Below are 15,036 nucleotides of genomic sequence, written 5' to 3' on the forward strand. Positions count from 1 at the left end.
ATATTTTTCAAGTAACAATAGCAAGAATAATGAATGAACTGTTCTTGAACAATGCTAAAGATCTGTTAACGTGTAGTTTCAAGAAAAGAATTCGTGAGTTTGATACTTCATTTCTCTAAAAACACGCATAAGCCCTGATACGGCTTATTTTTTATATCGAGTACTCTTTTGTACTATATTGTAATAAGCGTAAAAAAATACCGAAACGAGGTCTTGATTATGCGTATTTTAAAAGTACTTCTAAAAATAATCGTCTTTACAATACGTTAGGTAGCCGTGGATTTATTACCACACAATCCATTAAAAAATTGAAACAACACCTTAAAGAATGGGCACTAGACCCTTCGGGTTGGCGGACGAAAGCAAGTGACGAACCGATTCATTTAACGGCTATTAAAGACGTTCAAAACAATAAAGAAACGTATTATAAAGAAAGATGGATAAAGGAAAATGATTTAGAACAGCGACTCCTTGTAACCTTCTCACCGAAATACAAGCACTATCAAGAAACTATTCGTAAGCGTCAAATTGAACGCGCCTTAAAAAAAGTGGATCATCCTTCGTCACTAAAAAAGAAACGTGCCAATGATCCGTTACGTTTTGTCACAGTTAAACACGCAACAACGGACGGTGAAACAGCTGAAAATATGCAGGTAACACTTGATGAATCCCTTATAGAAAAGGAAGCGCAATATGATGGATTCTACGGTATGTGTACGAACCTAACATCTGATCCTTTAGCATTGATTCGCGTGAATCAACAGCGTGGGAAATCGAAGAGCGCTTCAGAATTATGAAAACAGAGCTGAAATCACGGCCGGTCTATGTAAGATCAGTACGGAAAACAGAACGGGAAAAATGGTAATGGACACGGGGGAAAGGGTGAAGGTATTATGAGTTGATGTTTTAGTAGGATCACTAAATTTTAAATAAAAAAATAAGACTAATATTTGGAATTAAGGGTATTCATATTTATGTAGCTGATTTAAAAATCATATAAAGGAGTGTGGTTATGTGACTTGGTTATATATCGTTTTTGGTATTATATTGTTAACGTCAGGTCTCTGGGGATGGATGGCTAGATTAAAGTGGATGGAGAAGCAGACTAATAAATTAAAAGATTAAGTTTAGATCAATTATTTATCAGGACAATTAAATTAGTAAGTGTAAAATGTTTCTCGAAGGGATCAATTATTGGTAGACACAAATAGAGAGCATTCTATTATTAATGTAGGTCACCACACCAACATTAGAAAAGAGGCTCTCTCATGAGGAATATTATATCAAATATCCAAGAAATGATAAAGAATGGATGGTTGTCCGTTCGGACAATAAACCGTTAACTTTACTTTGGAACCTGTGACGTTTAAATATACAGCGATGCGCGATTATAGGGGTATGAGCCAATTCCCACTAGACGTTTATTTAAGTATGGCTAAATATTAACGCTATAGTGTGCTTGTTGAAGTTAAGGTTGCAGAGATGGAATCAGAGACAGATTATCGTGAAACAGCGCCCGTGATTAGTGAATGGACGACTGTCGACATAAGTCACACGAGTGTCGCTAACATTGTTAAACGAGTCGGTAAAGCTCAAGCAATCGCTGATGCGCAAATGTTAGAAGAACTTGAGATCGCAGATCAATTACCAGAGGGCAAGCCGGTGGATTTTTTATTCGCGGAAGCAGATGGTGTCTATGTAAAAAGGAAATCGAAGTTTCTCAAGCGATTGTTTATGAGGGATGGCATACGAGCGGTAAACGTGTAGCCTTGAAGCACCACATGGTCATGATGAGCACTGAAGTTATGGATGGTTTTTGGAAAGACGAATAAGCGCTAACCGCGCACAAATTGTTACAAATAGTGATGGTGGTGCAGGTTATGGAAGCGAACGATTTCAAGAGACGTTCGCTCAATCTGTGTATCCAGTCTTAGCACAACTTGACCGTTATCATATCGCTTAATCCATTGTTCGCACCTTCGGTGCAAAGCGCTTGACGATGAAAGATGGTGTTAAAGAAGCTATCGAAAATCATGATTTAGATGGTTTTCGACTGTGGGTGGATACATTTGAAAGCACAATTGAAGACGAAACTCAATTAAAAAAACCATGTATTTAGAGGTTATATTGAAAACCAATGGGACCGTATTTTTGATTGGAAAAAGAGAATGAAAGACTCACCTGAAGGTGTTAGAAGTTTGGGAGCGATTGAGTCAAACCAGCGTCGTGTATCTTATCGCATGAAAAAAAGAGGGATGCATTGAAGTAAATCCGGTTGATTAGATATGGTTAAGATATTACAAGGACGTGCAAATGAGACGCATCGCGACGCCTGTATAGCCTCTAACCAGTCAAGTGCTCGAAAGCAGCGTTTAATCAATAAAAGTGTTAGAATGAGTTATTATTTAGCGCAACCTACAAAACCATCTATCGGCGCAAAAAAAGATTGTATAAGTTTGCATGGCGCACATTCAAGTTCGATTGGTACTTTAGTGTAGATAGGGCCAGCAAGCGAAGCGCGGTGGCCGATGGTGTACAAAATAGAGTGCTTAAATAATTGTTTTAATAAGAACATTGAGAACATGTTTACATATATTTAATAAAATGGAAAATAATTTAAATCTATCCCGAAATACGAAATAGTACTCACTTTTATAACAACACAAAACCTCTCTAAACCCTTGTTTTTGAAGGGTTTAGAGAGGTTTCCTTTAAATTAAGTGTCAAACTCGAGATAATGTACCAAAGGTTGGGCGAATTTCAATATAAATATATTTTTCAAGTAACAATAGCTAGAATAACGAATGAACTGTTCTTGAACAATGCTAAAGATCTGTTAACGTGTAGTTTCAAGAAAAGAATTGAATCCTTCGCCGCACACTGATATAATCAAGCTAGTATGCGTGTCCGACGAAAATAGGAGTTGAATGATTTTGACAAAAGCAAGAGACCAAAAACGCGTGCGTAATTTTTCAATTATTGCACATATTGATCATGGAAAGTCGACATTGGCTGACCGTATTTTAGAGAAAACAAAAGCATTAACACAACGTGAAATGAAAGAACAGATGTTAGATGCGATGGATTTAGAACGTGAACGAGGCATCACGATAAAATTGAATGCCGTTCAATTAAAATATCAACATACAGATGGTGAAGAATATATCTTTCACTTAATTGACACACCAGGGCATGTCGACTTTACTTATGAAGTATCGCGTAGCTTAGCGGCTTGTGAAGGTGCGATTCTAGTCGTGGATGCGGCTCAAGGCATTGAAGCTCAAACATTAGCTAATGTATATTTAGCTCTAGATAATGATTTGGAAATCATACCGGTTATTAACAAAATTGATTTACCCAGTGCTGATCCTGAACGTGTTAAACAGGAAATTACCGATGTAATTGGTATTGATGGAGATGAAGCATTACTTGTAAGTGCAAAATCCGGTATTGGCATTGATGCTATCTTAGAAGCTGTCGTTGACCGTATTCCGGCACCAGAAGGCGATGTTGATCATCCTTTACAAGCGATGATTTTTGACTCTCTTTATGATCCGTATCGTGGTGTCGTTTCTTATGTGCGAATCAAGGAAGGAACCGTCAAGTTAGGTGATAAAATTCGCATGATGGCGACGGGGAAAGAGTTTGAAGTAAATGAAATCGGTGTATTTAGTCCGAAGCCAATTAAGTTAGATAAATTAGAAGTCGGAGACGTTGGTTATTTAACAGCATCCATTAAAAATGTTGGTGACGCACGTGTTGGTGATACGATAACACTTGCCAATAATCCAGCATCAGAAGCTTTACCTGGATATCGACGTTTAAATCCGATGGTTTTCTGTGGGTTGTATCCAATTGATGCTAATAAATACAATGATCTACGTGAAGCACTTGAGCGTTTGGAACTAAACGACTCAGCTTTGCAATATGAAGCTGAAACATCACAAGCTCTTGGATTTGGATTCCGTTGTGGTTTCTTAGGACTGTTACACATGGAAATTATTCAAGAACGCATTGAGCGTGAGTTTAACATTGAACTGATCACGACCGCACCAAGTGTAATTTATCAGGTTGAAAAAACAGATGGAGAAGTGATTTCAATTGATAATCCTTCCTATATGCCTGATAATCAAGCGATTGAACGCGTTATGGAACCTTATGTTAAAGCAACAGTAATGGTTCCAAATGATTATGTTGGACCAGTGATGGAGTTGTGCCAGAACAAGCGTGGCGATTTTATCGACATGAAATATCTTGATGATAATCGCGTCAATGTGGTTTATGAGATTCCTTTAGCTGAAATTGTTTATGATTTCTTTGACAAATTAAAATCTCAAACAAAAGGTTATGCCTCATTTGATTATGAGCTTGTTGATTATAAAACATCGAAACTTGTGAAAATGGATATCTTATTAAATGGTGAAACCATTGATGCCTTGTCATTTATCGTACACCGTGATTTCTCATTTAATCGCGGTAAGCAAATTGTTGACAAACTGAAAAGTCTGATCCCACGTCAACAATTTGAAGTCCCGATTCAAGCTGCTGTCGGCAATAAAATTGTTGCGCGTTCAACGATTAAAGCAATGCGTAAAAATGTATTGTCTAAATGCTATGGTGGGGATATTTCACGTAAACGTAAATTACTCGAAAAGCAAAAAGAAGGTAAGAAACGAATGAAAATGGTTGGTTCGGTCGAAGTACCGCAAGAAGCCTTTATGGCCGTACTACAAATGGATGATGAATAACCGGACGGTACAATTTTGAATAGCCCTCACCTAGTAAACATCTGTTTGTTAGGTGGGGGATTCTTTATCGTTCTTGGTACAATCTATCAGGGGTGAAAACACAAGGAAAATGGTGGGGATCGTTCAAAAACCAAGTAGAAATAAGCAAGTTGACCGAACGATCCGTCTATCAATCATCATATTTCGTCTAACTAGTCGTACGACTGGTCAGATCATAGTGAAATATGTTTAACTATAGTCAACATATAAGAAAAGAGGTAATTGTAATGATTACATCCGCATATATCCACATCCCCTTTTGTGAAAAAATTTGTTACTACTGTGATTTCACAAAATTTTTCTATGAAGAGAAAATGGCAGATGATTATTTAGAAGCACTAGCAAACGAAATGAATTATTACCTATCAGATAAACGGCAATCGATGCGGACCATTTATGTTGGTGGTGGAACACCAACAGCCTTAAACATCGAGCAACTCAATCGTTTGCTTGAAATGATTGATGCTCATTTTGATGTGGATAACGTTGAAGAATACACATTTGAAGCAAATCCTGGTGATTTAAATGAAGAAAAAATTATTGCTTTGAAATCACATGGCGTTAACCGTATTTCGATGGGTGTTCAAGTGTTTGATGATGCGCATTTAGAGATGTTAGGGCGATTGCATCGGGTCAAAGATGTCGATAAAAATATAGCTGATTTAAAAAAACATGGCCTTACTAATATTAGTATTGATTTGATGTATGGGTTACCAGAACAAACGCTTGAAGGATTTAAGTATTCGCTTGAAAAAGCCTTAAGTTATGATTTACCGCATTATTCATCCTATGCTCTGCAAATTGAACCAAAGACGATTTTTTATCAACGACATATGAAAGGGAAGTTGCACAAAGCCCCTGAAGAACTTGAAGCGCAAATGTTTGAGGTATTAATTGCAGAAATGAAGAAACATGGAAAACAGCAATATGAAATAAGTAATTTCGCAAAACAGGGTTTTGAGAGTAAACATAATTTAACTTACTGGGACAATGCCCATTACTACGGTTTTGGCGCCGGTGCATCTGGCTATCTACCAGGAATACGTACGATTAACTTACGACCGTTTCCTGCTTATCTTAAGGAAGCAAACAGATCAGGAAAACCAGTACTCCATGAAGAAATCATTGGGAAGAAAGAAGCGATTGAAGAACACCTCTTTCTAGGTTTACGGAAACGCTCGGGTGTAAGTCGAGAAACATTTAAAAAGCATTATGGCTTTGATTACTATCAACTTTATCAGCAAGAAATTAATGACCTCTGTGATAAGGGATGGCTCGAAGAATTTAGAGATGGAATTCGGATGACTGAGCACGGACAACTCTTTGGTAACTCAGTCTTTCAACAGTTTTTATTGCCAGAAGATCTAGATTTAAATAAAGTGATTAAAGATTTTTAAGGCAATTGGATTGACAAGTGGTGATGAATTTGATAATTTATTATTAGAATTAGCACTCGAAAGAGGTGAGTGCTAACAGGAGTGATCATCCATGTTATCGAAGAGACAATTACTGATTTTGCAGGTGATCATCGATGAGTTCATTAAAACAGCCCAGCCGATTGGATCACGTGCGATTTCAAAAAAAGAAGAAGTGACCTTCAGCCCGGCCACAATTCGTAATGAAATGGCTGATTTAGAAGAAATGGGTTTCTTAGAAAAGACGCATTCATCATCAGGACGAATTCCTTCAGAAAAAGGCTATCGTTTTTATGTTGATCATTTGTTGAATCCCGTTCATTTATCGACTGAGGATCGTCATGTGATTTCAAGTGTCTTTGACCGAGATATGGTCGAGTTTGAACAAGTAATTCAAAACTCAGTATCCATGCTGAGTGACTTGACCAACTATACCTCAATTATTTTAGGTCCTGAAGTCTATGAAACAACGTTGAAGCAATTGCAAATCATCCATCTATCGACGACAACGGCTGTAGCTATTTTAGTAACTAGTTCAGGTCATGTGGAGCATCGATCGTTTACGATTCCGCAAGCGATTAATCCGCATGATTTGGAAAAGCTCGTAAATATATTAAATGAGCGACTTGTTGGTGTGCCCATCATTCACTTGGATAAACGGCTTAAACAAGAATTAACGCATATCTTAGATCATTATATCCAAGATATCAATACAGCCTTCAACTATTTAAAGGGTGCACTGCTTGATCAACAGCCAACGAATATCTATGTTGGTGGGATTACAAACATGTTACTTCAACCTGAATTTAACGATGTTGCTAAAATTCACTCACTGTATTCTGTAATTGAGAAAGAAGACATTATGGCGAATATTCTGCGGTCCGAAGACCGAGGGATTCATATTTCAATCGGTCACGAAAATCAAATGATTGAGATGAGCGATTGTAGTTTGATTACCGCCACCTATTCCTTAAAAGGAAATCAATATGGCACAATTGCCTTATTGGGACCAAAGCGAATGGAATATTCAAGAGTCGTTGCGCTACTTAATGCTTTATCAGGGCAAATGACGAATACGTTTCATAATTGGTAGAGATCGTTGATTAACTAGACAATTTATTTTAACTAGGAGGTGACCCTCATGTCGAAAGAAAAAGAAACAATGCATGATGAGGAAACTGTAGATACAAGCAATGACGATATTGAAATCATTGAAGATGAGGCTACGGAGACTGATGAGTCAATAGAAGCAGAGGTAGTTAGTATGGCTGATTATCAAGCTGTTCTAAAAGAAAATGAAGAACTAAAAAATAAGATGTTGCGTATTCAAGCGGAGTATGATAATTTCCGTAAACGTACGCAGCGAGAGAAAGCAGCTGACTTAAAGTACAAATCTCAAGATTTAGCAACTGAACTACTTAATGTAGTCGATAACTTTGAGCGAGCACTTGATACCAAGCCAGATGATGAAAAAGTTCAATCTTATTTTGAAGGCATTGAAATGGTTTATCGCCAATTAATCACAGCATTAAATCAAGCGGGTGTTGAGCCAATTGAAACTGACGGCGAAACCTTTGACCCGAACTTACATCAGGCAGTTATCCAAGTAGAAGATGATTCACAACCAACCAATACGGTGATTGAAACATTGCAAAAAGGGTATCGGTTGAAAGACCGTGTCATTCGACCAGCAATGGTTAAAGTAAATCAATAACTAGAGATTGAAAACATAATCAACAAATATGAGGAGGAAATTTTAAAATGAGTAAAATTATTGGTATTGACTTAGGAACGACAAATTCATGTGTGGCAGTAATGGAAGGCGGGGAAGCAAAAGTTATCCCTAACCCAGAAGGTGCCCGTACAACAGCTTCTGTTGTATCATTCAAAAATGGTGAACGCCAAGTGGGTGAAGTAGCTAAACGTCAAGCAATTACAAACCCTAACACGATTCAATCAATCAAACGACACATGGGTACAGATTATAAAGTAGAAGTGGATGGAAAAGAACATACACCACAAGAAATTTCAGCTGCGATATTACAGTACATTAAATCTTATGCTGAAGACTATCTTGGTGAGACGGTTGAAAAAGCAGTAATTACAGTTCCAGCATACTTTAACGATGCTGAACGACAAGCAACAAAAGACGCTGGTAAAATTGCTGGTCTAGAAGTAGAACGGATCATTAACGAGCCAACTGCAGCAGCTTTAGCCTATGGTATTGATAAAGGTGATCAAGATCAAACAGTGCTTGTTTATGACCTTGGTGGTGGTACATTTGACGTGTCTATCCTAGATATCGGTGATGGTACGTTTGAAGTTGTTGCAACTGCAGGGGATAACCGTCTTGGTGGTGATGACTTTGACCAAGTAATCATTGATTATATGGTTAAAGAATTCAAGAAAGAAAATGGCATAGATTTATCAAAAGATAAAATGGCATTACAACGTCTTAAAGATGCAGCAGAAAAAGCGAAAAAAGATTTATCTGGTGTCGGACAAACACAATTGTCATTGCCATTTATTACAGCTGGTGACGCAGGCCCGTTGCACTTAGAAATGAACTTAACACGTGCTAAATTCGAAGAGTTGTCCGCAGATTTAGTTGAGCGTACAATGGGACCAACACGTCAAGCACTCCGTGACGCAGGCCTGTCAGCTAAAGATATTCACAAAGTATTACTTGTTGGTGGTTCAACACGTATTCCAGCCGTACAAGAAGCAATCAAAAAGGAAACCGGACAAGAGCCTTCTAAAGGGGTTAACCCAGATGAAGTTGTTGCACTTGGTGCGGCAATTCAAGGAGGTGTCTTACAAGGTGATGTAAAAGACGTTGTCTTACTTGATGTGACACCATTGTCACTTGGTATTGAGACCATGGGTGGCGTGACAACCAAATTAATTGAACGTAACACAACGATTCCTACAAGTCATTCACAAGTGTTCTCTACAGCAGCGGATAGCCAAACGGCCGTAGACATTCATGTCTTGCAAGGTGAGCGTGAAATGGCACAAGATAATAAAACGCTGGGTCGCTTCCAGTTAACAGATATTCCACCAGCGCCACGTGGTGTGCCACAAATTGAAGTATCATTTGATATTGATGCAAATGGTATCGTAAATGTTCGTGCTAAGGATTTAGGTACAAACAAAGAGCAATCAATTACCATTAAATCATCTTCAGGCTTATCAGATGAAGAAGTAGAAAAAATGGTGAAAGATGCTGAAGAAAATGCAGAGGCAGACAAAAAGCGCCGTGAAGAGATCGACTTACGTAACGAAGCTGATCAATTAATCTTCCAAACAGATAAAACATTGAAAGATTTAGCTGACAACGTTTCTGAGGAAGAAAAACAAAAAGCTGAAACAGCGAAAGATGAATTAAAAACAGCACTAGAATCAGAAGATCTAGAAGATATTAAAGCGAAAAAAGAAGCACTAGAAGCTGAAGTACAAGCATTATCTGTGAAGCTTTATGAGCAAGCACAGCAACAACAAGAAGCACAAGGTGAAGGTGAAGCATCTAAATCAAGTGATGACGACGTTGTTGATGCAGATTATGAAGAAGTTGACGAAGATTAATTTATAAATAGGTGACAGATAAGGTCAAAGTCAGGTTTTACTTGGCTTTGACTCTTTTCTTGTTATGACTTGCCTCAATCCATGGACAATTGTGAAAACCTATTGTTTTTACTAAATAACTAATGTTATGATAAACTTTATGCTATACAAGAGACGGGAGTGACAGTAATTGAGTAAACGAGATTATTATGAAATTTTAGGTCTATCTAAAGATGCCTCAAAAGAAGAAATAAAAAAAGCGTACCGAAAACTGGCACGAAAATATCATCCAGATGTGAATAAAGAAGATGATGCACAAGATAAATTTAAAGAAGCAAAAGAAGCTTATGAAACACTAAGTAATGATCAGAAGCGTCAACAATATGATCAATTTGGTCATGCCGGCCCACAGTCACAAGGATTTGGTGGCGGATTTGGCGGGGGCGCTGAAGACTTCGGTGGTTTCAGCGATATCTTTGATATGTTCTTTGGTGGTGGTGGCGGTCGACGAGATCCAAATGCACCACGCCAAGGGAATGATCTACAGTATACAATGGTGTTGAATTTTGAAGAAGCTATCTTTGGTAAAGAAACAGACATTACGATTCCAAAAGAAGAAACCTGTGAAACATGTGCTGGTTCCGGTGCAAAACCAGGCACGCAACCAGAAACATGTCAACATTGTCATGGCTCAGGTCAACTTAATGTTGAACAGAATACGCCATTTGGCCGTGTGGTAAATAAACGGGTCTGCCATCACTGTAATGGTACCGGAAAGCAGATTAAAGAGAAATGTGAAACCTGCCATGGTCGTGGTAAAGTTAAAAAACAAAAGAAAATTCACATTAACATTCCAGCAGGGATTGATAATGGTCAACAAATTCGTGTGCCTGGAAAAGGGGAACCGGGTGCAAACGGAGGGCCAGCAGGTGATTTGTATGTGGTCGTCCAAGTAAAACCGCATGAGTTTTATCAACGTGAAGGCGATCATATTTTCTGTGATATGCCAATTACTTACTCACAGGCAGCGCTAGGTGATGAGATTGAAGTACCTACCGTTCATGGTAAAGTGAAACTGAAAGTACCGGCTGGTACACAAACAGGTAAGACATTCCGGTTAAAAGGTAAAGGCGCACCGAATGTAAGAGGCTATGGTCACGGTGATCAACATGTCAAAATTCGTGTGATTACACCAACAAATCTTTCAGATCGTCAAAAAGAACTTTTACGCGAATTCAATGAAATAAGTGGCAATGAGCCAATGGATGAGCATGGTGATTCTTTTTTTGATCGGGTGAAACGTGCTTTTAAAGGTGAATAAATTATAGAGAAATGAGTGAAGCGTCATGAACTGGTCAGAATTTTGTATTCATACGACAAATGAAGCAATTGAACCGATTTCGAATATTTTGCACGAGGCAGGTGCAAGTGGTGTTGTGATTGAAGATGCTGAAGATCTTTTAAAAGAAAGACCGACAACCTTTGGTGAAATGTATGAGTTAGACCCAAACGATTATCCTGAAGAAGGTGTCATTTTAAAAGCGTACCTTCCAGTAAATAGCTTCTTAGGTGAGACAGTTGAACAAATTAAAGAAGCAATTAATCAGCTGTTAATCTATAATATTGATTTAGGTATGAACAAAGTTTCGATCAGTGAAGTGAATGAAGAAGCATGGGCAACTGCGTGGAAAAAATATTATAAGCCGGTGAAAATTTCAAATAAAATCACAATTACACCGACCTGGGAAGATTATCAGCCGGTGTCAACTGATGAGATTATTATTGAGTTAGATCCAGGGATGGCATTTGGTACAGGTACACATCCAACGACCGTTTTAAGCATGCAAGCGCTAGAAAGTTACATTAAACCGGATCAAACAGTCATTGATGTAGGGACAGGCTCTGGAGTTTTAAGTATCGCAGCGGCTAAACTTGGGGCAAAGACGGTCTACGCATATGACTTAGATCAAGTAGCTGTTGACTCAGCGCGTATCAATACAAAAATCAATCAAGTTCAGGAACAAATCACTGTAAAGCAAAATAACTTATTGGACGACATCGCGATCATTCCTGACGTGATTGTTGCTAATATTCTCGCTGAGATTATTCTTCGATTTGAAAAAGAGGCGTTCCATCTATTAAAGCCAGGCGGTATCTTTATCGCTTCTGGAATTATCAGCCAGAAAAAAACGCAAGTGAAAGAAGGTTTAATTGCAGCTGGTTTTACCATTTTAGACGTGAATGAAATGGAAGATTGGGTGTCAATTACAGCCCGAAAATCAGAATAATAAATGAGGATGACGATAGATGCAACGTTATTTTGTTGACTCGAAAAATTGGCAAGGTCAGGATGTTTTAATTTCTGGAGAGGATGTCCATCATATCACTCGGGTAATGCGCTTGACCTTAGGTGATAAGGTGTTGTGTAGTGATAATGCAGCTAGACAGGCAATTTGTGTTATTACTGTGATGGGTGAAGCTGTTCAACTCACTGTTTCAGAATGGTTAAGTGAAAAGACGGAGTTAGCTGTTAAAGTGACCTTGGTACAAAGCTTGCCGAAAGGTGATAAACTGGAATTGATTGCACAAAAAGCAACAGAACTAGGTGTAGCAGCTATCATTCCTTTCCAAAGTGAACGAGCAATTGTGAAATGGGATGAAAAAAAACAGAAAAAAAAGATAGAACGTCTGCAGAAAATCATTAAAGAAGCGAGTGAACAATCACACAGAAGTCATATGCCGGTTATTGAGCCGGTTCACCACTTGAAAGATCTGTTAGAGAAGGCGCCGGCATATGATCATTTACTGATTGCTTATGAGGAAACAACACGTGCGTTATCTTCAAAACGGTTAAGTCATTACTTTAATCAAATGACCCCAGGGGATACAGTGCTTGTTGTGATTGGACCTGAAGGTGGTTTAACAGAAGCAGAAGTTGCGGCATTTTATCAGCATGCGTTTTACCCGGTTCGTTTTGGGACACGTATTTTGAGAACTGAAACAGCGCCTTTATACTTTTTAAGCGCACTATCTTATTACTTCGAGGAAATGGAGTGAAGACAATGACCAGCGTTGCTTTTCATACATTGGGTTGTAAAGTGAATCAATACGAAACAGAAGGTATTTGGCAGTCATTTAAAAAACAAGGCTATGAACGGGTTGATTTTGAGTCGATTGCTGATGTGTATGTGATCAATACGTGTACCGTCACTAATACAGGGGATAAGAAATCTCGACAAATCATTCGACGAGCGATTCGTAAAAATCCGGAAGCCGTTGTTTGTGTAACAGGGTGTTATGCACAAGTCTCACCCGGCGAGGTCATGGAAATTCCTGGTGTTGATGTCGTTGTAGGGACGCAAGACCGGAATAAAATGATTGCCTACATAGAAGAACATCAAGAGACACGTCTGCCTGTTAACGGGGTGTCAAATATCATGAAAAATCGTATCTTTGAAGAGATGGATGTACCAGAATTTTCCGATCGAACCCGAGCAAACCTTAAAATTCAAGAAGGGTGTAACAATTTCTGTACGTTTTGTATCATTCCGTGGTCAAGGGGATTGTTACGTTCTAGAGAACCGGAACATGTAATTGAACAAGCACAGCAACTGGTTGACGCTGGCTATAAAGAAGTGGTCTTAACAGGGATTCATACAGCTGGGTATGGTGAAGATTTTACTGATTATGATTTTGCTGATCTATTGAATGATTTAGAAACAAAAGTGCAAGGATTAAAACGGATTCGGATCTCATCAATTGAGGCCAGTCAGATTACAGAGAAAGTCATGCGGGTGATTGATGATTCCGAAAAAATTGTTAGACACTTGCACGTGCCCTTACAAGCAGGGTCAGATTCCGTTTTAACAAGAATGCGCCGCAAGTACACCACAGCTTTCTACCAGCAACAAATTAATCGCTTAAAAGAAGCCTTACCTGGACTTGCTGTCACATCAGATGTCATTGTCGGTTTCCCCGGTGAAACGGAAGCAGAATTTAATGAAACCTATCAATTCATTCAAACAATTGGCTTCTCTGAGTTACATGTTTTTCCATTTTCTAAACGTACCGGCACGCCAGCAGCAAAAATGGAAGACCAGGTTGATGATGAAGTAAAACATGACCGGGTACATCAGTTGATGACGCTTTCTGAACAACAGGCTAAACAGTATGCGTCAAATTTTGAAGGTGAAATTGTGGAAGTCATTCCAGAAGAAGTTGAAACAATTGCTGGTGAGAATTATCTGATTGGCTATTCTGATAATTATATGAAGCTCAGGTTTAAAGGAGAAAGAACGCTAATTGGTGAAATTGTGAGAGTTAAACTCACAAAAGCTGGTTATCCCTTCAGCGATGGAGAATTTGTTAAACTATTAGTAGACCCGCAATTAACCACACTTTAAAGCAAGATTAGCTAAGAAATATCTGCATCATTTAAATTAAAGCATTGACCTTGAAATCGCTATATATTATAATGTCATAGAGACATTTTACCAGTAGGTAAAGTGTCCGTAAAAACTGTTGGATGCTTCGGAGGGAGGGAAATTAGCATGTCAAATACTACTCGCGTACGTAAAAACGAGTCTCTTGAAGATGCTCTTCGTCGCTTTAAACGCAGTGTGTCAAAATCAGGTACAATCTCTGAATACCGCAAGCGTGAATTTTATGAAAAACCTAGTGTTCGTCGTAAGAAGAAATCAGAGGCGGCTAGAAAACGCAAGTAATATCATATAAGAAATTATATTTCTTATTAAGAGGGTGTAGGAAGAAATGTCATTACTAGAAACTCTTAACCAAGATATGAAAGACGCCATGCGAAGTAAAGATAAGCAAAAGCTTAGTGTAATTCGCATGGTCAAAGCTTCACTTCAAAACGAAGCGATAAAACTTGGAAAAGATACTTTATCAGAAGAAGAAGAATTGACGGTGTTAGCTCGTGAGCTAAAACAACGTAAAGATTCCCTCCATGAATTTAAAGAAGCTGGTCGTGACGATCTTGCAGATAATCTTGCTAAAGAGATTGAAATTTTGCAAGTCTACATGCCAAAACAGCTTACGGAAGAAGAGCTAGAAGCGATTGTTGTTGAAACAATTGCATCCGTTGGTGCAACTTCTAAGCAAGAGATGGGTAAAGTGATGGGTGCGTTGATGCCGAAAGTAAAAGGCAAAGCGGATGGAACTGAAGTTAATAGACTCGTTCAAAAACATTTATCATAGACGATTGCGAAATCTCAAAAAAAGTAAAAAAGTCCTTATTCGATTATTGAATA

The 15,036-nt window shown here is 38.4% G+C and carries 14 protein-coding genes and 1 pseudogene; all 15 read left to right on the forward strand.

Features of this window, described 5'->3' with window-relative positions:
• Positions 1–236: 236 nt before the first annotated feature.
• Positions 237–850: pseudogene (locus tag DES38_RS04510) on the forward strand (IS1634 family transposase); the annotation flags it as partial.
• A gap of 632 nt (positions 851–1,482) precedes the next feature.
• Positions 1,483–1,767 carry a hypothetical protein gene (locus DES38_RS04515; protein WP_110250913.1) on the forward strand — a complete coding sequence of 95 codons (285 nt, stop codon included), beginning with the start codon at positions 1,483–1,485 and terminating at the stop codon, positions 1,765–1,767.
• A gap of 49 nt (positions 1,768–1,816) precedes the next feature.
• Entirely contained in the window at positions 1,817–1,963 is a 147-nt protein-coding gene (locus DES38_RS11970) for a hypothetical protein (RefSeq protein WP_170114331.1), read from the forward strand.
• Between the two features lie 30 nt (positions 1,964–1,993).
• The gene (locus DES38_RS12170) at positions 1,994–2,119 is read left to right on the forward strand and encodes a hypothetical protein (RefSeq protein WP_281267683.1); all 126 of its coding nucleotides are present in this window, start codon (positions 1,994–1,996) and stop codon (positions 2,117–2,119) included.
• A gap of 814 nt (positions 2,120–2,933) precedes the next feature.
• Positions 2,934–4,748 (forward strand): translation elongation factor 4, encoded by a 1,815-nt coding sequence (gene lepA / locus DES38_RS04520; RefSeq protein WP_425450530.1) that lies wholly within the window; start codon positions 2,934–2,936, stop codon positions 4,746–4,748.
• Positions 4,749–5,014: 266 nt separating this feature from the next.
• A complete protein-coding gene (gene hemW, locus DES38_RS04525) occupies positions 5,015–6,184 on the forward strand; it encodes a radical SAM family heme chaperone HemW (RefSeq protein ID WP_110250915.1) in 1,170 nt (389 codons plus the stop codon).
• 91 nt (positions 6,185–6,275) lie between these two features.
• Positions 6,276–7,295, forward strand: coding sequence for a heat-inducible transcriptional repressor HrcA (gene hrcA / locus DES38_RS04530; RefSeq protein WP_110250916.1), 1,020 nt, complete (start codon positions 6,276–6,278; stop codon positions 7,293–7,295).
• 48 nt (positions 7,296–7,343) lie between these two features.
• Complete coding sequence (gene grpE, locus DES38_RS04535) at positions 7,344–7,916, forward strand: nucleotide exchange factor GrpE (protein WP_110250917.1); 573 nt, start codon at positions 7,344–7,346, stop codon at positions 7,914–7,916.
• A 47-nt stretch (positions 7,917–7,963) separates the two neighbouring features.
• The gene (gene dnaK / locus DES38_RS04540; RefSeq protein WP_110250918.1) at positions 7,964–9,787 is read left to right on the forward strand and encodes a molecular chaperone DnaK; all 1,824 of its coding nucleotides are present in this window, start codon (positions 7,964–7,966) and stop codon (positions 9,785–9,787) included.
• A gap of 169 nt (positions 9,788–9,956) precedes the next feature.
• Positions 9,957–11,087 carry a molecular chaperone DnaJ gene (gene dnaJ, locus DES38_RS04545; RefSeq protein WP_110250919.1) on the forward strand — a complete coding sequence of 377 codons (1,131 nt, stop codon included), beginning with the start codon at positions 9,957–9,959 and terminating at the stop codon, positions 11,085–11,087.
• Between the two features lie 25 nt (positions 11,088–11,112).
• Positions 11,113–12,054, forward strand: a complete 942-nt coding sequence (gene prmA / locus DES38_RS04550) for a 50S ribosomal protein L11 methyltransferase (protein ID WP_110250920.1) — start codon at positions 11,113–11,115, stop codon at positions 12,052–12,054.
• 19 nt (positions 12,055–12,073) lie between these two features.
• The gene (locus tag DES38_RS04555; RefSeq protein ID WP_110250921.1) at positions 12,074–12,823 is read left to right on the forward strand and encodes a 16S rRNA (uracil(1498)-N(3))-methyltransferase; all 750 of its coding nucleotides are present in this window, start codon (positions 12,074–12,076) and stop codon (positions 12,821–12,823) included.
• Positions 12,824–12,828: 5 nt separating this feature from the next.
• Positions 12,829–14,169, forward strand: a complete 1,341-nt coding sequence (mtaB, locus tag DES38_RS04560) for a tRNA (N(6)-L-threonylcarbamoyladenosine(37)-C(2))-methylthiotransferase MtaB (RefSeq protein ID WP_110250922.1) — start codon at positions 12,829–12,831, stop codon at positions 14,167–14,169.
• Positions 14,170–14,316: 147 nt separating this feature from the next.
• The gene (gene rpsU / locus DES38_RS04565; RefSeq protein WP_090794468.1) at positions 14,317–14,490 is read left to right on the forward strand and encodes a 30S ribosomal protein S21; all 174 of its coding nucleotides are present in this window, start codon (positions 14,317–14,319) and stop codon (positions 14,488–14,490) included.
• Positions 14,491–14,536: 46 nt separating this feature from the next.
• On the forward strand, positions 14,537–14,983 hold the full coding sequence (locus tag DES38_RS04570) for a GatB/YqeY domain-containing protein (protein ID WP_110250923.1): 447 nt from the start codon (positions 14,537–14,539) through the stop codon (positions 14,981–14,983).
• Positions 14,984–15,036 lie beyond the last annotated feature (53 nt).

This window comes from Streptohalobacillus salinus, assembly GCF_003201605.1.
GTDB lineage: Bacteria > Bacillota > Bacilli > Bacillales > Amphibacillaceae > Streptohalobacillus > Streptohalobacillus salinus.

What these genes read in the sequence shown, in the direction of transcription:
- DES38_RS04515 (WP_110250913.1), top strand. Translation starts at nt 1,483, where the DNA reads ATGGAATCAGAGACAGATTATCGTGAAACAGCGCCCGTGATTAGTGAA.
- hemW (WP_110250915.1), top strand. Translation starts at nt 5,015, where the DNA reads ATGATTACATCCGCATATATCCACATCCCCTTTTGTGAAAAAATTTGT.
- hrcA (WP_110250916.1), top strand. Translation starts at nt 6,276, where the DNA reads ATGTTATCGAAGAGACAATTACTGATTTTGCAGGTGATCATCGATGAG.
- grpE (WP_110250917.1), top strand. Translation starts at nt 7,344, where the DNA reads ATGTCGAAAGAAAAAGAAACAATGCATGATGAGGAAACTGTAGATACA.
- dnaK (WP_110250918.1), top strand. Translation starts at nt 7,964, where the DNA reads ATGAGTAAAATTATTGGTATTGACTTAGGAACGACAAATTCATGTGTG.
- prmA (WP_110250920.1), top strand. Translation starts at nt 11,113, where the DNA reads ATGAACTGGTCAGAATTTTGTATTCATACGACAAATGAAGCAATTGAA.
- DES38_RS04555 (WP_110250921.1), top strand. Translation starts at nt 12,074, where the DNA reads ATGCAACGTTATTTTGTTGACTCGAAAAATTGGCAAGGTCAGGATGTT.
- mtaB (WP_110250922.1), top strand. Translation starts at nt 12,829, where the DNA reads ATGACCAGCGTTGCTTTTCATACATTGGGTTGTAAAGTGAATCAATAC.
- rpsU (WP_090794468.1), top strand. Translation starts at nt 14,317, where the DNA reads ATGTCAAATACTACTCGCGTACGTAAAAACGAGTCTCTTGAAGATGCT.
- DES38_RS04570 (WP_110250923.1), top strand. Translation starts at nt 14,537, where the DNA reads ATGTCATTACTAGAAACTCTTAACCAAGATATGAAAGACGCCATGCGA.